At 39.9% G+C, this 21,028-nt stretch carries 17 protein-coding genes and 1 tRNA gene; 8 read left to right on the forward strand and 10 right to left on the reverse strand.

Features of this window, described 5'->3' with window-relative positions:
* Positions 1-56: 56 nt before the first annotated feature.
* A complete protein-coding gene (gene ponA / locus AC1M9L_RS04600; RefSeq protein WP_481591471.1) occupies positions 57-2,582 on the forward strand; it encodes a penicillin-binding protein PBP1a in 2,526 nt (841 codons plus the stop codon).
* A 32-nt stretch (positions 2,583-2,614) separates the two neighbouring features.
* On the opposite strand, the gene AC1M9L_RS04605 is transcribed toward ponA, so the two are convergent.
* The 9 genes from AC1M9L_RS04605 to AC1M9L_RS04645 form a co-directional block, all read right to left on the reverse strand.
* Entirely contained in the window at positions 2,615-3,421 is an 807-nt protein-coding gene (locus AC1M9L_RS04605) for a putative RNA methyltransferase (RefSeq protein WP_180028177.1), read from the reverse strand.
* Positions 3,422-3,492: 71 nt separating this feature from the next.
* Positions 3,493-4,611: a phospho-N-acetylmuramoyl-pentapeptide-transferase gene (mraY, locus tag AC1M9L_RS04610; protein WP_092767279.1), complete on the reverse strand. Its 1,119-nt coding sequence runs from the start codon at positions 4,609-4,611 to the stop codon at positions 3,493-3,495.
* Complete coding sequence (locus tag AC1M9L_RS04615) at positions 4,612-6,015, reverse strand: UDP-N-acetylmuramoyl-tripeptide--D-alanyl-D-alanine ligase (RefSeq protein WP_035263958.1); 1,404 nt, start codon at positions 6,013-6,015, stop codon at positions 4,612-4,614.
* A gap of 9 nt (positions 6,016-6,024) precedes the next feature.
* Positions 6,025-7,521: a UDP-N-acetylmuramoyl-L-alanyl-D-glutamate--2,6-diaminopimelate ligase gene (locus AC1M9L_RS04620; protein ID WP_481591472.1), complete on the reverse strand. Its 1,497-nt coding sequence runs from the start codon at positions 7,519-7,521 to the stop codon at positions 6,025-6,027.
* Positions 7,522-7,528: 7 nt separating this feature from the next.
* A complete protein-coding gene (gene ftsI, locus AC1M9L_RS04625; RefSeq protein WP_035263956.1) occupies positions 7,529-9,358 on the reverse strand; it encodes a penicillin-binding protein PBP3 in 1,830 nt (609 codons plus the stop codon).
* 9 nt (positions 9,359-9,367) lie between these two features.
* A complete protein-coding gene (ftsL, locus tag AC1M9L_RS04630) occupies positions 9,368-9,712 on the reverse strand; it encodes a cell division protein FtsL (RefSeq protein ID WP_092767285.1) in 345 nt (114 codons plus the stop codon).
* Entirely contained in the window at positions 9,712-10,635 is a 924-nt protein-coding gene (gene rsmH / locus AC1M9L_RS04635; RefSeq protein WP_481591473.1) for a 16S rRNA (cytosine(1402)-N(4))-methyltransferase RsmH, read from the reverse strand. Before rsmH ends, ftsL begins: the two co-directional genes overlap by 1 nt.
* Positions 10,636-10,819: 184 nt before the next feature.
* Complete coding sequence (locus tag AC1M9L_RS04640; protein ID WP_481589159.1) at positions 10,820-11,836, reverse strand: sulfate ABC transporter substrate-binding protein; 1,017 nt, start codon at positions 11,834-11,836, stop codon at positions 10,820-10,822.
* 239 nt (positions 11,837-12,075) lie between these two features.
* Positions 12,076-13,050, reverse strand: coding sequence for a sulfate ABC transporter substrate-binding protein (locus tag AC1M9L_RS04645; RefSeq protein ID WP_481591513.1), 975 nt, complete (start codon positions 13,048-13,050; stop codon positions 12,076-12,078).
* Positions 13,051-13,454: 404 nt separating this feature from the next.
* Here AC1M9L_RS04645 and AC1M9L_RS04650 point away from each other — a divergent pair, with 404 nt between their 5' ends.
* The 5 genes from AC1M9L_RS04650 to AC1M9L_RS04670 all read left to right on the forward strand — a co-directional run bounded on the left by AC1M9L_RS04650 (position 13,455) and on the right by AC1M9L_RS04670 (position 16,506).
* Complete coding sequence (locus AC1M9L_RS04650) at positions 13,455-13,769, forward strand: DUF4179 domain-containing protein (protein WP_481591474.1); 315 nt, start codon at positions 13,455-13,457, stop codon at positions 13,767-13,769.
* Between the two features lie 127 nt (positions 13,770-13,896).
* Positions 13,897-15,405 (forward strand): glutamate--tRNA ligase, encoded by a 1,509-nt coding sequence (gene gltX, locus AC1M9L_RS04655; RefSeq protein ID WP_481589160.1) that lies wholly within the window; start codon positions 13,897-13,899, stop codon positions 15,403-15,405.
* Between the two features lie 114 nt (positions 15,406-15,519).
* A tRNA-Glu gene (locus AC1M9L_RS04660) sits at positions 15,520-15,595 on the forward strand.
* A gap of 105 nt (positions 15,596-15,700) precedes the next feature.
* Positions 15,701-16,042, forward strand: coding sequence for a zinc-ribbon domain-containing protein (locus AC1M9L_RS04665; RefSeq protein ID WP_035263946.1), 342 nt, complete (start codon positions 15,701-15,703; stop codon positions 16,040-16,042).
* Positions 16,043-16,200: 158 nt separating this feature from the next.
* Positions 16,201-16,506, forward strand: coding sequence for an SEL1-like repeat protein (locus AC1M9L_RS04670; protein ID WP_051586493.1), 306 nt, complete (start codon positions 16,201-16,203; stop codon positions 16,504-16,506).
* Positions 16,507-16,558: 52 nt separating this feature from the next.
* Here AC1M9L_RS04670 and ettA read toward each other — a convergent pair whose 3' ends face one another.
* On the reverse strand, positions 16,559-18,220 hold the full coding sequence (gene ettA, locus AC1M9L_RS04675) for an energy-dependent translational throttle protein EttA (RefSeq protein WP_035263944.1): 1,662 nt from the start codon (positions 18,218-18,220) through the stop codon (positions 16,559-16,561).
* Between the two features lie 298 nt (positions 18,221-18,518).
* On the opposite strand from ettA, the gene AC1M9L_RS04680 reads away from it, so the two are divergent.
* Positions 18,519-19,796 (forward strand): O-acetylhomoserine aminocarboxypropyltransferase/cysteine synthase family protein, encoded by a 1,278-nt coding sequence (locus tag AC1M9L_RS04680; RefSeq protein ID WP_481591475.1) that lies wholly within the window; start codon positions 18,519-18,521, stop codon positions 19,794-19,796.
* 241 nt (positions 19,797-20,037) lie between these two features.
* Complete coding sequence (locus AC1M9L_RS04685) at positions 20,038-20,925, forward strand: SDR family NAD(P)-dependent oxidoreductase (protein WP_179998874.1); 888 nt, start codon at positions 20,038-20,040, stop codon at positions 20,923-20,925.
* The last annotated feature ends 103 nt before the right edge of the window (positions 20,926-21,028 follow it).

Raw genomic sequence — 21,028 nt, forward strand, 5'->3', positions numbered from 1 at the left:
AAGCTATACTGACCTTCTATTAGTTTGCCTTTAGCACCTATTAAAACTTACTTGTTATGAAAAAGCTATCTTGTTGTGGACAGATTCACCCTTTTTTTTTGCTGATTATCATTATCTTAGTCACAATTCCAATGGGCTTTTATGGAATGTATCTCTATATTGCACCATCTTTGCCAGAGATGACTGCTTTTAAGAAGGCTCCATTATTAAAACCGCTGCAAGTTTATACAGCAGATAACCAATTAATCGCAGAATATGGTGGCAAACTTTCTGTTCCAGTTGATTATGAGCAAATCCCACAAGATTTTATTCATGCTTTTTTAGCTGCAGAAGACTCTTCTTTTTTTGAGCATAGCGGTATTAGTTTTAAAAGTTTAGGACGTGCAGTCAGTGAATCGATCACGGGTTCTGACATTCAAACTGGTGGTTCTACAATTACCATGCAGGTGGCTAAAAACTATTATTTAACACCAGAACGAACTCTCAAGCGCAAACTCACCGAAATTTTCTTAGCACGTAAAATTGAACAAAAATTATCTAAAGAAGAGATTCTTACACTCTACGTCAATAAAATTTTCCTCGGTAAAAATGCTTATGGCATAGCTGCAGCAGCAAAAATTTATTACAACAAGAATTTAAACGATCTTTCAATTGCCCAAATGGCAATGATTGCAGGATTACCTAAAGCACCCTCTAAGTATAATCCTGTGGCCAATCCTGAACGTGCGTTAGAACGTCGCAATTGGATTTTAGGTCGTATGCTTCAATTGGGTTATATCAGTCAAATTGAATATGAAGATGCTGTATCAGAGCCTATCGCTTTGGACATGCCTGATCGCGGTATTAACAATAAATTCCCTTATGTCGGTGAAATGGTTCGTTCTGAACTCGTCAAAAAATTTGGCGATCTCGCGATCGATTCAGGATATAAGGTTTACACCACTATTGATTACAATCGTCAAGCCTTTGCCGAAGAAGCAGTTCGTGTTGGTTTAGAAAGTTATGACCGTCGTCATGGATGGCGTGGCCCAGAAGCCCATGACAAACCCTTAAAAGACTTTGTACCATTTGCAAACACCTACCCTGCTGAAGTCACTAAAGTTTTAAGCAATTCTTTTGAAGCAACTTTACAAGATGGTTCATCAGTCACTGTTCCTTGGTCTGGCATGTCTTGGGCGAGACGCTATCGCAATGCCAATAGTGTGGGTGGTGCACCTAGCAATGCTTCACAAATTGTAAAAGTCAAAGATATTGTTCGTCTACGTCCAAATCAAAATCGCAGTATGTGGTCCTTGGTACAGGTGCCTCGTGTACAAGGTCAGTTAATTGCACTTAACCCAAATGATGGCTCAATTGTCGCGATCGTTGGTGGATATAATTTTTATCAATCGAAATTTAACCGTGCACTGCAAGGTTGGCGTCAACCTGGCTCTATTATCAAACCATTTGTCTACTCGCTTGCACTTGAACGAGGTATGACGCCGCATACCATGGTTAGTGATAATCCCATTACCATTGGTAAATGGTCACCACGCAATTCTGATGGGCGCTATTTGGGGATGATTCCATTACGTCGCGCTTTATATTTGTCACGTAATACTGTCTCTGTTCGCCTTTTACAAACAGTCGGTCTAGAACGTACTCGCCAATTGTTTATGGATTTTGGTTTGCAGGATGATCAGATTCCACGTAACTACACGATTGCATTAGGAACACCTCAAGTACTCCCTGTGCAAATGGCAACAGGCTATGCCGCAATTGCCAATGGCGGTTTCCGCGTGCAACCTCACTTCATTAGCCGTATTGAGGATGCTTACGGCAAAGTGATTTATCAAGCCAATCCTGAATACGCATGTATTTCATGTATTAAATCTCAGAAGCAAGATACAACCTCTGCTGAAGCAACAACACCAGACGACGAAATTATTGAAGTTACCAATCAGTCTTTAGAGGATAAGCAACCCACTTTAACCGATGAAGAGCGTAGCCAATATCGTCAAGCACATCGAATTTTAAAATCCAGTTCAGCATTTGATATGGCGAATATTTTACGAGACGTAATTCAGCATGGTACTGGTCGCGCAGCATTAAAAATTGGTCGTGGTGATTTAGGAGGTAAAACAGGAACAACCAATGATGCAAAAGATGCTTGGTTCGCTGGCTTTAACGGCAATCTAGTCGCAGTTTCATGGGTAGGTTTCGACCAACCGACTACGCTAGGTCGTCGTGAATATGGGGGTATCGCTGCTCTTCCAATTTGGAGTGACTTTATGGAGAAGTCGCTTGCCAATACACCATATGCTTGGGTAAGTTTAGATAAAAATGCAAAAGCTCCTTTAACTCGAGAACAACGTGGTCGTGTACATACATTAAACCATGAGCAAAAAGATAAAACTCCACCTTTAGCTCGTCCAATTTATCGCCCTGCTCCAGTGGTAGCACCAACGAATGATCGCGATTTTGATGATCTACCAGATAACGATCAACCGTTAACACCGACGTCGTCGACACCACCGGATATGAATTCAACACCACAAGTTAAACGAGATTCAATCGAAAATTTGATTAATCAAGTTCAATAACCAAAATAAAGCCCTCTAAAAGAGGGCTTCTTTTAACTTTTCTTTTTTAAAATATAGATCTGAAACTCTGCACTCAGTTCAAATTTTTCAACTTGCTCTAATTGCTCACGCCGTTCAGGTTTGGCCTTATAAGCATATGGCGTCATTGCGATAAGACACTTTAGGTCATTTTGGTTCAACACCAATGGTGCCTGAATTAAGCTTTCATCAATTAACTCAAAGTGCTCGCTCAACTGTGCTACAAATTTATGTGGCTCATGTGCCTTAACTTCTTCAAATAGTGCTTCTCGCATTTTATATAAATGTTGTGGACCTGGGGTAACAACCATTAAATACCCCGATGATTTTAATACACGTAATATTTCCGCCTCGGGAATAGGACTAAATAAACTGGTACATAAATCGATGGTCTCGCTTAAAACAGGCAACACAGCCCCCGTACCCACAACCCAAGTGACATTTTGATTTAATTTTGCTGCTACCTGAACTGCAGTTTTAGCAATATCCACCCCCACAACTTGTATCGCTTCAGCTTCCATTGCATTGGTGTAATATCCTTCACCGCAACCAATATCTAAAAGATTTTCTATACGTAATTCTCGGATTTTAGCAACGACAGCTTGCTGTAATGGCGCATAAAATCCCGCTGATAAAAACGACCGTCTAGCTTGAACAGACTCAGGGGTATCCCCTGGATTTTTACTATGTTTATGCTGTACGACATGCAAATTCACATAACCTTGCTTTGCAATATCGTAACTATGATTACTCTTGCAGCGCCATGTTTTCCCCTCAAGCGCCAATGCCTCGCGACAAACAGGACACATCAACAGATTCATCATTTTCTCCAAAAAATTTTAGCGATGAAAAAAAGTCGGCATAAGCCGACTTGATCTCATTTGATTCTTGCTTAGCGCAATTTTAAGGTCATTAGACCTAAAACTACTAGCATAATTGTGATAATCCAGAAACGGATGACCACCTGTGTTTCACGCCATCCTTTCTTTTCATAGTGATGATGTAACGGCGCCATAAGGAAAACACGTTTATTTCGCATACGAAGCGAACCGATTTGTAAGAATACAGAGACTGCTTCGACTACAAATACACCCGCCATAATTGCAAATACAATTTCCTGACGTACCATCACCGCAATAGTTCCCAGCATCGCTCCAAGCGACAAGGCACCAACATCACCCATAAATACTTGTGCAGGATGCGCGTTATACCAAAGGAATGCTAAACCTGCACCTATCATTGCAGCACAAATAACAACGAGTTCAGATGAATATTTCACATAGGGAATATGTAAATAATTTGCAAAACGAACATCACCCGCCAAATAAGCAAACACCCCTAGGCCCGCCGCAACCAATACAATTGGCATAATTGCAAGACCATCTAAACCGTCAGTCAGGTTAACAGCATTCGACGCACCGTTAATCACTAAATAAGTGAATATGATAAAACCGATCCCTAAAGGTATTACCGATAAAGGAATTGTAAGATCTTTAAAGAAAGGGATCAGCAAATCCAACATATTCGCAGTGTGTACAGGATTAGTTTGCTGAGTCGCAATTACGTAGAGTGATATCCCTGCACCCAAAGAAGCGACAGATGTCCAAAAAAACTTCTTACGCGCTGGCAAACCTGCATTGTCTTTATAACGGATTTTAATCCAGTCATCCGCCCAACCTACGGCGCCAAATATCACCATCACGCCAAGCACAATCCAAACATAAGGGTTTGAAAGATCTGCCCAAAGTAAAGTTGAAATCCCAATAGAAAGCAAAATAAGGAGACCACCCATGGTTGGTGTTCCCATTTTTTTGGCATGGTTTTCCGGAGCGAAAGAACTTACCGCTTGGCCATATTTTAAAGCTTGTAACTTACGGATCATAACAGGACCAAGAACTAGGCCTATCGTGAGTGCTGTCAAGACACTGAGCAGCGCACGTAATGTTAAATAACGAACCACTTGGAACGAGCTGTGATAGCCGGAAAGTTGTTCAAATAACCATAACAGCATTTAGAGTTTCTCCATCAAATCTGCCATCAACGTTTCCATATGGGTATAACGAGAACCTTTGAATAAGAAACTCATTTTTTGCGGTTGATGTGTTTCGATTAGACTAATTAAAAATGGTAGAGCTTGCTCTTGATTGAGGAAAGCTTGTAACTTTTTCCCGTACTGAGTACTACGTGCGCCTTCCTGTGTTGCTGGTGCAAACTCACCAACAGCAACGACAAAGTTGAGTCCGCGAATCGAAACCAAATCTCGCCCGAGTAAATAATGTTGTTGAGCAGCAGTCGGACCTAACTCACCAATATCCCCAATCACCATGACACGAATACCTTCTTGCTGTGCAAGCACTTCACCCGCTGCACGCATCGAAGTGGGATTGGCATTGTATGTATCATCGATAAATAAAAAATCATTTTTTTGAATAAAATTCAAACGTCCCTTTGCACCCACAGCTTGTTCTAAACCCGTGACAATATCATCCAAGCTGATATTTAATGACAATGCAAAAGCAGCAGCAGCCAAAGCATTTTGAACATTATGCTCACCAGCAAAAGGTAAATCCACGGGTTGGACACCTACAGGCGTATGTAATTTAAATTGAGCACTCTGTGGATTCAGCTGAATATCTGAAGCATAGACATCGCCACCTTCTCCAAAACTTAAGGTTTTTGTTGTTTTTACACTTTGACGGATCTGGTCTATATAATCATCAGCTGCTGGCACGATCGAAGTTTCTGAAACATGACCATAGATTTCAGATTTAGCTTTACAAATTCCGTCACGCCCACCGAATTCACCAAGATGAGCCGTACCAATATTAATAATACCCGCAACATGAGGTTGAACGAGCTTCGAGGTATAGTCAATTTCTCCTTGATGACTTGCTCCAAGCTCCATCACTGCATATTCATGATCTGGTCGAAGCTCTAATAGCATCATAGGCACACCCAGATCATTATTGAGATTACCTCGCGTGATCAATGTCGGTGCTTTGCGAGCAAGAATACTACCAAGCATTTCTTTAGTCGTGGTTTTGCCGCTACTACCAGTCAGTGCGATAACTTTTAATTGCGCATGTTGAGCGCGACGAAATGCACCAAGCATACCTAATGCTAATCTCGTATCTGTTACCACCAACTGACAAATATCAATGTCTAAAGGCCGCTCAACAATCGCAATCTGACAGCCTCTTTCAGCCACTTGTTGAACAAACTCATGCGCATCAAAACGCTCACCTTTCAGGGCTAAAAAAGCATCCCCCGACTCCGCATGACGTGAGTCTGTCAAAATACGCTTTACTTCTCCAGTCGGTTTTTTATCATTCAACCAATACCCTTGAGTAGCAGCAACAAGATCAGACAAAGTCCATGGGACAAGTGTCGCAGTACTTGTAGTAGATGTGTGCATAATGATTCCTTAGTCTGCTGGATAAGATGCTGGCTTAGTCGCATGCTGACCCTTAATGGCTGCTTGGACTTCTACCACATCATCAAACCAATGACGAACACCATCAATCTCTTGATAATTTTCGTGGCCTTTGCCTGCAATCACAACAATGTCACCTGCTTTTGCTGTTTTCACTACAAACTTAATCGCTTCACGACGATCATGAATTTCATGAACCTCTCTGTCCAAAAATTCAATTCCAGCCTTCATGTCAGCAAAAATTTGTTCTGGGTTTTCAGTACGTGGATTATCTGAGGTGAGCAATACAACATCTGCATGATCTAGAGCAGCCTGTGTCATTAAAGGTCGTTTACCGCGATCACGATCACCACCACACCCAAACACGGCCCATAATTGTTGTGAAACATGACGTTTTAATGTTTGAAGAACCTGAATTAATGCATCAGGAGTGTGGGCATAATCCACGACAAACAAACGATCTTGATCACGCAACACTTGCATACGCCCTGGCGCGCCTTTTAGCTGAGGAACTAAAGCGACTAACTGAGATAAATCTAAACCCGCCTGTTCAACAGAGATTAAGCTCGCAACTACATTTTCAATATTAAAATGACCCAATAACGGACTATGCACTAAATAGCTTTGGGACTTGGTCACCAATTTAAAATGAACACCATCTAAACTATATTGAATCTCTTCAACACGGTAATCCGCGGGCTGAGTGGTGGAATAAGTTAAAATTTTAGGTTTTGCTGGATTTTGCTCCGCCGCTTTGAGCATGATATTTGCGTAAGCATCATCGATATTGATAATTGCAACTTTAAGACTCTCAAACTGAAATAAGCGTGATTTTGCCTCAGCATAGGCCTCTAAAGTCTTGTGATAATCCAAATGATCGCGACTTAAATTACTGTAAGCTGCAACTTCAATTGGCGTTCCATTGAGACGCCCCTGTTCAAGACCATGGGAGCTGGCTTCAATAGCAGCAAACTTAGCCCCCTGCTGAGCATAAGCATGCAATTGATTTTGCATATGCAATGCATCTAACGTGGTATGTGTAGATGCTTCAAGGTGAGGTAAAATCCCATTCCCTGTCGTTCCCATCACAGCACATGGGTACTTACTTAACATCAGTAGCTCTGCAACAAGCCTTGAAATGGTCGTTTTACCATTGGTTCCCGTGACAGCCAATACTCGAAGTGGATTTACTGGCTGTGTCTGTTGCAAATAATCTTTCTGCCATTGTCCCATAAGCATACGCACATTCGGAACGATCAAACTTGGCGTTAAACCTAGATCTTGTTCTGAAATAATAGCCAAAGCACCAAGATCCAAAGCCTTCTGTGCATATTCTGCAGTTTTTTCAGGTTGAGAAAGACTGGTCAAAGCAATAAACACTTGTCCCGCTTCAACTTTACGACTATCTAATTGGAAGCCATTAAATGCTTGTTGCATCCATTCTGCTGGATGATCTACAGCGTAGATTTGTTGAAATGTAATCGACATTCATCACCTATGGAATGGATTTTGGAGTATCTAAGGGTTTATCCAATGGTACGTTTAACAGTCTCAGCGACTCCTGCATTACTTTTGCGAAAACAGGTGCTGATACAGTACCACCGTAATATGTGCCTTTTGGATTTTCGACCACGACGACCATCGCCAAACGTGGATCACTTACAGGTGCAACACCTGCAAATAAAGCTCGATATTCATTGGTCGAATAACCTTTACGGTCAGCACGTAATTTGTGTGCTGTACCCGTTTTACCTGCAACGCGATAACCTGGTATTTGAGCACGAGTCGCTGTACCGCCTGGTAATGTTGCTGTCTCCATCATTAACAAGACTTGATCCGCAATTTTAGGATCAATCATTTGTTCACCTTGAGGAGCTTCATCCAACTTGTACAAACTTAAAGGAACTTTCTTCCCTTTGTTTGCCAACATGGCATAAGCGTCTGCCAATTGTAGTACCGTGGCATTAAGACCATATCCATAGGACATGGTTGCAACTTCTGAAATATTCCATTTACTTGGCGGTAAGATCAGACCTGGACTTTCACCAGGGAATTTGACAGCCGAACGCTGTCCAAAACCAAGACGCTTATAGAACGTTGGTAAAGTCGGATAAGGCAAAGATAAGGCAATTTTCGCTACACCTACGTTGGAGGATTTTTGAATAATGCCACCTAAAGTAAGCGCTCCATAATTATGTGTATCACGAATCGTATGATTACCGACACGCATCGACCCTGGCGTGGTATTAACGACTGAGTTTGCAGTGTACTTACCACTTTCAAGCGCCATCGCCACCGTTAATGGTTTCATCGTCGAACCTGGTTCAAACGAATCAACTGCACCGCGATTTCGCATTGCATCTTTATTGGATAAACTTTTTTTATCATTCGGGTTATACGACGGCCAACTGGTCATCGCTAGAATTTCACCGGTTTTGACATCGACCGCAATTGCTGTAGCAGAACGTGCATTATTTGCCACGCCTACCGCGGTAAGCTCTCGATACATAATGTATTGCAATCGAGAATCAATACTCAGTGTAATATTTTCCCCAGCTTCAACTTCTTTAATAACTTCTGGAACTTGAACACGGTTACCATGCTTATCACGTACAATTTTCTGTTCGCCATTGACCCCTGCAAGCCGCTTATTCAGCTGCATCTCCAAACCTTCAATCCCTGTTCCCTCGGTATTGGTTAAACCAATGATTTGAGAGTTGGGTTGTGGTTGTGGGTAATAACGTTTATATGATTTTTCAGAATATACGCCAGCAAAATTACGTTGTGCTAACAGAGCCGCTTGAGCAGGTGGTACTTCTTTTTTCAATACTAAATAACGTGAACGAGCTCGATCTTGAACACGCTTTTTGAGGTCAGCTCGATCCAACCCAACTGCATCTGCTAGCTCATCTAAATTCAGGTTTTCCTGTGGTAACTGATTTTTTAATTTACGGCTGGTTGGATTCTTTTTTAACTCTTCAGTGATTTCATCAAAAGTTGCTTTAGTTTCAAAATAATGTTGAGGATCAATCACCACCTTCATAATTGGTGTACTAATAGCCAAGGGAACGCCATTACGGTCGCTAATAACCCCTCGCATCGCGCTTAATTTTTCAGTACGTAAAATTTTGGCATTGGCTTTATTTTGCAAAAAGTCTTTGTTCACAATTTGAACATAAAAGGCACGTGCAACCAATACTACAAAAAATGTCAGGACTAAGCCCCACATTAAATAGAAACGCCACATATCTACAGCAACGGTTCTTTTCTGTGTAATGGGCTGCTGTTTTTTACGTGTTTGTTTTGTTTTGCTTTTATCAACCATTCAGCGTGCCTATTGATTTTTCGCGGTTTCAGCAGGAAGTGAAATCACCACAGTCTGTGATGTTGGTGGTGAATACATACGTAATTGTGTCACTGCACGTGTCCCAATTTGTGCAGTCGCTCCAAATGTCTGTTGCTCAATAAGTAGACGACCCCATTCAGCATTTATGTCTTCAAGCTCACGCATATGCGTATTGAATTCACGAAAATCTTGACGATAAGAATAGACCTGATAGACCACCATAAATGCGCTCACCATGACCATAGCGGTTAAAACGCTATAGATCAGTATTTTTTTACGCACCAAGGTCGTTGCTACCAGTTCCTGTTGTTCTACGTCTTTTTCCTTTTTCATTATTCGCCTTTAAAATTTATTCGCTCTGCAACTCGCAACCAAGCACTTCTAGAACGCGGATTTTGTTTCACTTCTTCTTCACTTGCACGTACGCGATCAATTTTTTTCAAACGACGAGTTTCTTTAGGTTTCTGAGGTAAGCCCCAACCATCATCCTCAGCTAAAGTCGACTCTTTTTGAATAAATTGTTTAATAATTCGATCTTCTAAGGAATGGAAACTGATGACCGCTAATCGACCTCCATTATGAAGCATATCCAGTGCTTCAGGTAAAAAAGCATGCACATCTTCTAATTCTTTATTGATTTCAATTCGAATTGCTTGGAATGTACGTGTCGCAGCATGCTTATTTTTTTCCCATTTCGGATGGGCAACTTTTACAATTTCAGCCAATTGACCTGTAGTCTCAATATAACCTGCTGCTTTAATCGCTTTCGCAATGCGGCGGCTATATCGTTCTTCACCATACTGAAAAATAATATTCGCTAAATGCTCTTCATCAACTTCAACCAACCATTGCGCTGCAGTTAAGCCTTGAGAGTTGTCCATTCGCATATCCAGTGGACCGTCTTTCATAAAGCTGAAACCACGTTCGGCCTGATCAAGTTGTGGTGATGACACACCTAAATCTGCCATAACACCATCGACAGTTTCAACACCGCGTTGATTTAAGGCTGTTTTAATATCTGCAAAACTTGCATGAATAATGGTAAATCTTGGATCTTCTTGTTCTAACTGAGCAGCCACAGCCAAAGCCTGCGGATCTTTATCAAATGCATAGACACGAGAATGTTCATCTAATTTAGACAAGAGAAGCCGAGTATGACCTCCTCGACCAAAGGTGCCATCTACATAAATCCCTGTATTACGCCCACCCAATAGAGCATCTACAGTTTCATGAAGTAATACAGAAATATGCGACATAATAACGTTTCAGAACATCTAAAAATTTAACTGCACATTATTACCTTGTTTTAATAAAGCTCCAAACGACTTTTTGTAGGTAAATTTTACTTTCTATAGGCAAAACCGTTTCATTCACTGGAATGTTCAAATAAAAAAGCCTCACTTGGAGGCTTTTTTATTAATTTTCAATTACTTCAGTATATTAACGACGACTGTTATAAATCTGATCAAAAATCGCACCATTCACAAAATGTGCTTGTTGTGCTTTTGCCCAACCACCGAAAACCTCATCAATGGTGAATGTTTTTAACTTAGGAAATTGTTTTGAGTATTTTGCTAACACTTCAGCATTACGCGGACGATAGAAATGCTTAGCAGCCATCTCCTGACCTAATGGTGAATATAAATAGTTGATATAGCCAGTTGCCAACCATTTATTGCCATTTTTATCTACAGTACGATCAACGATGGCAACAGAAGGCTCTGTCAAAATAGAAATAGATGGATAAACAATATCAAACTGATCTTTGCCCAAGGCTTTTTGAGTGACCAGTGCTTCATTTTCCCAAGTGAGCAACACATCGCCAATTTTACGCTCAGCAAATGTCGTCATAGAAGCGCGCGCCGCAGAGTCCATCACTTTGACGTTATGGTACATCTTGCCAACAAAGTCTTTTGCTTTCGCTTCATTACCACCTGGTTGTTTGAGTGCATAACCCCAAGCTGATAAATATACCCAGCGTGGTAGTCCACCTGTTTTAGGGTTTGGTGTGATGATTTCTACACCCGGCTTAACAAGATCTTGCCAATCCTGAATTTTTTTAGGGTTACCTTTACGCACCATAAAAACAATGGTTGATGTATAAGGTGCAGAGTTATAAGGGAACTCTTTTTGCCATCCTTTATTGATTTGACCCGATTTCACGATCTCTTCAATATCATTTGCCAAAGCCAAAGTGACAACGTCGCCTTTCAAGCCATCAACCACAGAGCGTGCTTGTTTACCTGAGCCACCATGAGATTGTTTAAAGTTGACTTTCACTCCAGTTCTTGACTGCCAATATTGACCAAATGACTGATTAAACTCATCATAAAATTCACGAGTCGCATCATAAGATACATTCAGGAAATCACGTTGTGCTGCTTGAGAAGATACGCTGAACGATAAACCTGTTGCGAGTAAGCCCGCTGTAAGCAAGGCTTTAAATTGAGTTTTCATAGTCAAAAAATCTAGATATACATAATTAATCTAAATATATGAAATAAAATCATATTCATCAATTTAATTTGGACATGTGATTTACGTTATATTGCTACCATTTTTCTTTCAAGATTATGAATTAATTCATAAATCATCTTAAATACAGTCTATATTCAAATATATAGTATTTTATGGATTTCTTATAATTAAAAATGGATAGCATATCGCTATCCATTCACATAAGTTCTAAAAATAGATTATTTTTCTGCTGAAATTTGGTCGTAAATCGCGCCATTTACAAAGTGCGTTTGCTGCGCTTTCGCCCAACCACCAAATACTTTATCGATGGTAAATAATTGTACCTTTGGAAATTTAGTACTGTATTTAGCTGCGATTTTTTCATTACGTGGTCGAAAATTATGTTTAGCAGCTAATTCCTGCCCCAAAGGTGAATACAGATAGTTAAGATATCCTTTTGCGAGATTACGATTCCCATTTCTATCTACGGTTTTATCTACGATGGCAACAGAAGGCTCAGCTAGAATTGAAATGGATGGATAAATAATTTCAAATTTATCTTGCCCCAAACCTTGCGTCGCTAAGAGCGCTTCATTTTCCCAAGACAGTAAAACATCACCAATTCCACGTTCAGCAAAAGTCGTGAGTGATCCACGGGCTCCTGAATCTAACACTTTGACATTTTTGTATAATCGTTTGACTAACTCACGAGCTTTGGCATCATTTCCGGCAGGCTGTTTAAGTGCATAGCCCCATGCAGATAAATAAATCCATCGTGGCGCACCACCTGTTTTTGGGTTCGGGGTAATGATCTCAACACCTGGTTTGACTAAATCATTCCAGTCTTTGATATTTTTTGGATTGCCCTTTTTTACTAAAAAAACAATGGTAGATGTATAGGGTGCTGAATTATTGGGAAATTCTTTTTGCCAATTTTTATTGATATAACCTGCTTTTACAATTTCTTCAATATCATTTGCAAGTGCCAAGGTCACAACATCTGCTTGTAATCCTGTTGCTACAGCACGTGCTTGTTTCCCAGATCCACCATGAGATTGCTTAAATTGCACGTCTTGACCAGTACGTTTTTTCCAAAACTCACCGAAACTTTGGTTATATTCTTGATAAAATTCGCGAGTGGGATCATAAGAAACATTTAAAAATGATGTATTCGCCTGTGCAGTCATACTGAACAACAATGCCCCAATACTCATTGTGCCCAATAATTTATTGAAAAAGTGCTTATTCATTAAAATCTCTTTTTTATTACATTTATGAATTGCACTATATTTTTTATTTACTTCAGTCACAATGTATTCAATAGACGAATTAAATCATTGTAAATATCTAAATTTAATATATATTTTCTTCATAAGAATTGCATTTTTATCACTTAAATTTTCTTTAAAATTTACCGCATAACATCATATCTCCACCGAATCTCCATATTTTATTGATAAAAAGAGGCAAAATTTATTTCAGCTACAGGTTGAGTAACTTAAGGATTGTTGAATAAAAATTGTAAGAAAGTGTGATGCATTTGTACTTTTGTGAATTTTATGTTTAAAATGTAAACCTAATTACTCTTACAATAAATTCAAAATAGGGGAAAATTGAAATGAATTTGTACTATTTACAAGCGTTAAGCTTAACTTTATGTGTTTTTGGTATGAGCCAGACACATGCAGCAGCGTTACAAAACCCTGCTAAATCACTACAAAACTCTAGTGTTGCTGAAAAGTCTTTAACCCCTATCGAACGCGCATTGACTCAACAAAAACGTGAACGTGCTGAGAACAAACCTTCTTCAGAGATGGATCAGATTAAAGTGATCACCTCTATTAAGAATGCTCCAACGCAAAACTTTCTAGCATCGCAACACCAACAGTTTTCGCGTTTTTTACAAAGTTTATTTCCTCAGCACACATCTTAAGCACCATTTTTCTCAATCTCCCCAATTGAGCCAAATTTAGCCCAGTCCGATTTAATGAATTAATCATTAAGCCACTGGGCTTTTTGCTATAATAAAACCAATTTTTATTTGATAACTTTTTCTGGCTATGACAGTTCGTACTCGTATTGCACCATCTCCTACAGGTTTCCCCCATGTAGGTACTGCTTATATCGCATTATTTAACCTATGCTTTGCTCAACAGCATGGCGGTGAATTTATTTTACGTATTGAAGATACAGACCAACTCCGTTCAACACCTGAATCAGAAAAAATGATTCTCGATTCATTGCGCTGGTTAGGTTTAAATTGGTCAGAAGGTCCAGATGTGGGTGGCCCTCATGCGCCATATCGTCAATCTGAACGTATGGATATTTATAAAAAATATGCGTTAGAACTGGTTGAAAAAGGTCATGCATTCTATTGTTTTGCCACTGCTGAAGAATTAGATCAAATGCGTGCAGAACAACAAGCACGTGGTGAATCTCCTCGTTATGATGGTCGTGGTCTAAAACATACGCCAGAAGAAGTTGAAAGACGTTTAGCGGCTGGCGAACCGCATGTTATTCGCATGAAAGTACCTGAAGAAGGGATTTGTAAATTTAATGACTTACTGCGTGGTGAAGTAGAAATCCCATGGGCACAAGTTGATATGCAAATTCTGCTGAAAACCGATGGCCTACCAACTTACCACTTAGCAAACGTTGTTGATGACCATTTAATGGAAATCACTCACGTGATTCGTGGTGAAGAATGGATTCCATCTGCTCCTAAACACCAATTGCTTTATCAATATTTTGGTTGGGAAATGCCTGTGCTTTGCCACATGCCACTTTTACGTAACCCTGATAAATCAAAACTATCTAAACGTAAAAACCCAACTTCAATCAATTACTACAAAGATATCGGTGTATTACCAGAAGCATTATTAAACTATTTGGGTCGTATGGGTTGGTCAATGCCAGATGAACGCGAAAAGTTCAATTTGGCTGAGATGATCGAGAATTTTGACATCCAACGTGTATCGCTTGGGGGTCCAATTTTCGATGTAGAAAAACTCAATTGGTTAAACGGGCAATGGATCAAAGCACTTAGCCCTGCTGAGCTTTTAGATACTTTATTGGCGTGGAAGGCAGATCGTGCCAAGTTAGAAGAAATTGCAGCGGCAATTCAACCACGTATTAACCTATTGTCTGAAGCAGTGAATTGGTCAGCACATTATTTTAATCACTTCCCTACACTGTCTAAAGCACAATTCGAAAGTAAAAAGTTATCTGAAGAGCAAGTTCGTCAAAGCCTACAATTTGCAATTTGGCGCTTAGAAAGCTTATTTACTTGGAATAATGACACTGTTAGCCAAACGCTAATGGATTTAGCTGCACAAATGGAAATTAAATTACGTGACTTTATGCCTGCGTTCTTTATTGCCATTGCGGGTTCTACTGCTTCAACGCCAGTGATGCAAACCATGGTGACCATTGGTCCTGATTTGACTTTTGCTCGCCTGCGTCATGCACTCGAAATCGTTGGCGGTCCAAGTAAAAAAGAGCTTAAAGTATGGGAAAAATTGAATGAAAGCTTAAAATTGCCGAAAAATGATGCAGTTGATGAAGCTTAATTAAATTTTTTATTGACGCATGAGTGTTATATCCCTAATATAGCGCTCACACAGATTGAGCACTTAGCTTGATACCTAGATTGCTTTTATAGCATTAACTGTGTTGCCTCATAAGTCCCTATCGTCTAGAGGCCTAGGACATCGCCCTTTCACGGCGGTAACCGGGGTTCGAATCCCCGTAGGGACGCCAAATTCTAAAAAACCACTGACCTCGATCAGTGGTTTTTTTTCATCTATACATTTTTGATTTTAGTTTCGATGTTATAGAATTAAGCAAAAGAAATACGGAGCGCTCATGCAGTACCAATGCCCTAAATGTCAAAGTCGTAAAATTCTTCCTTTAGCAAGTGCCAATGCACCTGCTGTACGACCAAATGTTCCTAAAAGCTTAATCATCCTCGTACCCACTCTATTTTTACTCCTATTATTGGTGATTATTAGCGTTGTACTGATGATTTTTAGTAATGGTGCTGGCGAGACACTTCAAATTGCAACTGTGATCGTATTTTTAATTGCAGTGATAGCGGGTGTGATGTTCTGGAAAGATTTACCAGATTTCAAAATTTCGATGCAAGCCTTCATGCAATCTCAAAAGAAATGGAAATGCCGTGAATGTAATCACGAATGGGAAAATTAATTGTTTATTTTCATCAGTCCTAAAAGCTCATTTGAGCTTTTAGGACTTAAAATTAAATAAATTTAAATTTTATATATGAGTAGTAGACAAAACCTTCAAAAGAGCATAATTTAATGAAATAGATCTCATTTTTGCATGGATAAGCAAGGAGAACCATAATGATAATAAAACTATTTCAATCACTATTCTTTGATCTAAAACGTACTCGAACGGCTAATTTATCCAATCTCGAGCCATCCACATCCTTAAACCCTCGAAATCAAATGTGGTTATACCTACGTGATGCATTACGTGGGAATGCTGAAGCACAATATCAATTAGGTCTGAGTTACTTAAATGGTGAACTAGGTTTGGATCGAAATTATCAAATTGCTGAAAAATGGCTGAACCAATCAGCGAATGCTGGAAATGAAAATGCAAAAAGAACTCTACTTCAAGCTTATAGTCTTTTAGCATTTTCATAAAATTAATTCATAAAAAAACCAGCCTGAAGGCTGGTTTTTTTATTAGATGGAATTAACCACCAATTTTGCGATATTTTTGGCGCTTGGCCACTAGATCATCGCCATCGCGTTTACGACGGTATTCTTCGAACTCAGCATAGTTTCCTGTGAAGAATTCTGGTGTTTCACCTTCGAATGACAAGATGTGCGTTGCAATACGGTCTAGGAACCAACGGTCATGCGAGATGACCATTACAGTACCTGGGAATACTAAAATTGCATCCTCAAGCGCACGTAAAGTTTCGATATCCAAGTCGTTCGATGGTTCATCGAGAAGGATAACGTTTGCGCCCATTTGTAGAATTTTCGCAAGTTGTAAACGGTTACGCTCACCACCTGACAATTGACCTACACGCTTCTGCTGATCTTGGCCTTTAAAGTTAAAACGACCAATATATGCACGTGATGCGATTTCATATTCACCAATACGTAAGATATCTAAACCGCCAGAAACTTCTTCCCAAACCGTTTTATTGTTATCTAAGGTGTCACGAATCTGACCCACGTAAGCCACTTTAACTGACTCACCTAGCGTTACCGTACCTGTATCAGGTTGTAATTCACCTGTCATCATACGGAATAGTGTGGTTTTACCCGCACCGTTCTCACCCACGATACCCACGATCGCACAAGGTGGAACAACAAAAGATAAATCTTTGTAAAGCGTACGATCACCAAACGATTTGCTGATACCTTCAACTTCCACAACCTTGTTCCCTAGACGTGGACCAGGTGGAATGTAGATTTCAGACGTTTCGTTACGTTGTTGGAATTCACGAGAGTTAAGCTCTTCAAAGCGTTCCATACGTGCTTTATTTTTCTTTTGCTGACCTTTTGCATTAGAACGAACCCATTCAAGTTCTTTTTTCAATGCTTTAGCAAAAGATTCTTCTTGCTTCTGTTCTTGCTCTAAGCGGGCATTTTTCTGCTCTAACCAAGAAGAATAATTACCTTGATAAGGGATACCCATACCACGGTCAAGCTCAAGAATCCACTCAGCAACGTTATCCAAGAAATAACGGTCATGCGTAATCGCAACGATTGTACCAGGGAAATCTTTTAAGAAACGTTCCAACCATGAAACAGATGATGCATCCAAATGGTTCGTCGGTTCGTCAAGAAGCAACATGTCTGGTTTAGACAAGAGCAAACGGCAAAGTGCCACACGACGGCGCTCACCACCTGACAATTTAGTGACATCAGCATCCCAAGCTGGCAAGTTTAACGCTGCCGCTGCTTGTTCAAGCTGGTTATTTAAGTTATGCGCATCCCAAGTTTGAATAATTGCTTCAAGCTTTTCTTGCTCTTTTGCAAGTGCATCAAAGTCGGCATCTTCAGCTGCATATTCAGCGAAAACTTCATCAAGACGAGCTAATGCATCAAGTGCTTCACGAACGCCATCTTCAACGTTGCCACGAACGTCTTTTGTTTCATCTAATGGCGGCTCTTGCTCAAGGTAGCCGATCTTGATACCTGGTTGTGCACGAGCTTCACCAGAGAAATCTTTATCTACGCCAGCCATAATACGAAGCAAGGTAGATTTACCTGCACCGTTTAAACCAAGAACACCAATTTTAGCGCCCGGGAAAAATGATAAAGAGATGTCTTTAAGGATTTCGCGCTTAGGCGGAACCATCTTAGACACACGGTTCATCGTGTAAATATATTGGGCCACGTAGGACTCCTCTATAAAAAAAACAAAATCCGCTGTAAATACAAATCGCGGACAAATAATTAGGGAGCATTATACGATGAATACGATAAAAACATAAGCCATACGCCCGAACTTGCAAGGAATGTTACAAGTTTATTTTTTCATCAAACTTACCATTCAAAGTGCACAAGAATATGGCTTTTAAATGAGCAACATATGAGAATTTTAGATAACTTTTTCAATATTTTATAAATTTTATAATATGATTAGGGTGCTATATTCTCATTGAACAATTTTTAAACCACAAGAAGATCTCAAAATGACATATAAGGACGAAACCCTCGCCATCCATGCTGGATACTCACCTGAACCAACGACTAAAGCAGTTGCGGTACCCATTTATCAAACGACGTCTTACTCATTTGATAATACGCAACATGGCGCAGACCTATTCGATTTAAAGGTCTCTGGGAATATTTATACACGGATTATGAACCCAACGACTGCTGTGCTTGAACAACGTATTGCAGCACTCGAAGGTGGGATCGGCGCATTAGCACTTGCATCAGGTATGGCAGCCATTACCTATGCCATTCAAACCATTGCTGAAGCTGGGGACAATATCGCTTCTGTATCTACACTTTATGGTGGTACATATAATTTATTTGCACATACGCTACCAAAACAAGGGATCGAAGTGCGCTTCTTCGATTATCAAAATCCAGAAAGTTTGCGAGCACTTGTTGATGAAAAAACTAAATTAGTCTTCGTTGAGTCTATTGGTAATCCACTCGGCAATATTATTGATTTAGAAGCGATTTCTAAGCTTGCACATGAACTTGGCATTCCTGTAATTGTGGACAATACAGTTGCTACACCAGTGCTTCAAAAATCTTTTGAATTTGGTGCAGATATTGTTGTTCACTCTCTAACCAAGTACATCGGCGGACATGGTAATTCGATCGGCGGTATCATTGTTGACAGCGGTAAATTCCCTTGGGGTAAATATCCAGATCGTTTTAAAGCGTTAAATACGCCCGATCCAAGCTATCACGGCGTGAACTATGTCGAAGCGCTTGGTGAAGCAGCTTATATTGCACGTGCTCGTGTCGTGCCATTACGCAACACAGGTGCAGCGATTAGCCCACAAAATGTTTTCTTAATCCTGCAAGGTTTAGAAACATTAAGTTTACGTATGGAACGTCATACTGAAAATGCTTTAAAAGTTGCTCAATATTTACAAGCTCATCCAAAAGTAAAATGGGTAAATTACGCAGGACTACCTGATCACCCGCAACATGCTTTAGCTCAGAAATACGTTAAGGGCAAACCTTCAGCAATTCTTTCATTTGGTGTACAGGATGGCTTAGCAGGCGGAACTCGCTTTATAGATGCCCTACAATTATTCACACGATTGGTGAATATCGGTGATGCAAAAAGCTTAGCATGTCACCCAGCAACTACAACGCATCGCCAACTGAATGAAGAAGAGTTAAAAGCTGCTGGCGTTTCTACGGATATGGTTCGCTTATCTATTGGAATCGAACATCCTGACGATTTAATCGCCGACCTAGAACAAGCGCTCGCTCAAGTTTAATCTTGGTAATACATTAGAAATAAAGCCTCATGACTGGGGCTTTATCCTCATTTACCCTATCGTCTTTTTCAATTATTTTATTCGTATTACCACAATAAAAAATTAGAGCATTTACTCTAATTTTTACAATAAATTCATAAACTTATGCCATGGTTTATTTTCATTTTTCCACTATGCTAATTTGTATGACACGTTTAAAAATACGTGTTCCACAATTCATTGCATTTACAGGGAGAATGAAGTGAATAAAAAATTAGAACAGCGTTTTAAAAAACGTGTCCATGGAAAAAATATTCTGATTACAGGCGCGTCCAGTGGTATCGGTTTAACTGTTGCACATCAATTGGCTGCGGCAGGTGCGCATGTATTATTGGTGGCACGAACTGAGGAAACTTTACAACAAGTAAAATATGAGATTGAGCAAAAAGGGGGAAAAGCTGACATTTTTCCTTGTGATTTGAATGATATGAGTTCAATCGATGCTGTAACGCAACAAATCTTCAATAGCGTCACACATATTGATATTCTAATTAATAACGCAGGTCGTTCGATTCGCCGTGCAGTCCATGAGTCCATCGACCGTTTTCATGATTTTGAACGTACGATGCAACTCAACTATTTTGGTGCTGTTCGCCTCATTTTAAATGTCCTTCCACATATGATAGACCGTGAACGTGGACATATTATTAATATTAGTTCAATTGGTGTATTAGCCAATGCTACACGCTTCTCTGCATATGTCGCTTCAAAAGCTGCATTGGATGCATTTAGCCGTTGCCTATCAGCTGAAGTCCATGCGCATAATATCGCTATCACCTCGGTCTACATGCCTTTGGTCAGAACGCCGATGATCGCTCCAACTAAAATATATAAATACGTGCCAGCACTTTCACCGAATCAAGCTGCAGATTTAATCGCTGGTGCTATTGTGAACCGTCCAAAAAAGGTAGCGACTGGTCTTGGAAAACTTGCATCAATTACTTATGCAATTGCACCTGATATTAATAATAAATTGATGTCGATTGGATTTAATTTATTTCCAAGCTCTACTGCTTCTGTTGGTCGCCAAGAGAAATTAAACATTGTACAGCGTGCATATGCCCGACTATTTCCTGGCGAACATTGGTGATCGAACAAGTTAATTTAAGTACTTTGTGAAATGATCTTGTTACATTTTCACTGTGTGATTTTAATTATTCTTTAAGAATTAAACGCCATGATCAGAACATAAA

It is taken from the genome of Acinetobacter sp. ANC_7511 (assembly GCF_056779975.1).

Bases quoted from the DNA above. Each gene is read 5' to 3' on its own strand.
- ponA (WP_481591471.1), top strand. From the start codon at position 57: ATGAAAAAGCTATCTTGTTGTGGACAGATTCACCCTTTTTTTTTGCTG.
- AC1M9L_RS04605 (WP_180028177.1), bottom strand. From the start codon at position 3,421: ATGAATCTGTTGATGTGTCCTGTTTGTCGCGAGGCATTGGCGCTTGAG.
- mraY (WP_092767279.1), bottom strand. From the start codon at position 4,611: ATGCTGTTATGGTTATTTGAACAACTTTCCGGCTATCACAGCTCGTTC.
- AC1M9L_RS04615 (WP_035263958.1), bottom strand. From the start codon at position 6,015: ATGCACACATCTACTACAAGTACTGCGACACTTGTCCCATGGACTTTG.
- AC1M9L_RS04620 (WP_481591472.1), bottom strand. From the start codon at position 7,521: ATGTCGATTACATTTCAACAAATCTACGCTGTAGATCATCCAGCAGAA.
- ftsI (WP_035263956.1), bottom strand. From the start codon at position 9,358: ATGGTTGATAAAAGCAAAACAAAACAAACACGTAAAAAACAGCAGCCC.
- ftsL (WP_092767285.1), bottom strand. From the start codon at position 9,712: ATGAAAAAGGAAAAAGACGTAGAACAACAGGAACTGGTAGCAACGACC.
- rsmH (WP_481591473.1), bottom strand. From the start codon at position 10,635: ATGTCGCATATTTCTGTATTACTTCATGAAACTGTAGATGCTCTATTG.
- AC1M9L_RS04640 (WP_481589159.1), bottom strand. From the start codon at position 11,836: ATGAAAACTCAATTTAAAGCCTTGCTTACAGCGGGCTTACTCGCAACA.
- AC1M9L_RS04645 (WP_481591513.1), bottom strand. From the start codon at position 13,050: ATGAGTATTGGGGCATTGTTGTTCAGTATGACTGCACAGGCGAATACA.
- AC1M9L_RS04650 (WP_481591474.1), top strand. From the start codon at position 13,455: ATGAATTTGTACTATTTACAAGCGTTAAGCTTAACTTTATGTGTTTTT.
- gltX (WP_481589160.1), top strand. From the start codon at position 13,897: ATGACAGTTCGTACTCGTATTGCACCATCTCCTACAGGTTTCCCCCAT.
- AC1M9L_RS04665 (WP_035263946.1), top strand. From the start codon at position 15,701: ATGCAGTACCAATGCCCTAAATGTCAAAGTCGTAAAATTCTTCCTTTA.
- AC1M9L_RS04670 (WP_051586493.1), top strand. From the start codon at position 16,201: ATGATAATAAAACTATTTCAATCACTATTCTTTGATCTAAAACGTACT.
- AC1M9L_RS04680 (WP_481591475.1), top strand. From the start codon at position 18,519: ATGACATATAAGGACGAAACCCTCGCCATCCATGCTGGATACTCACCT.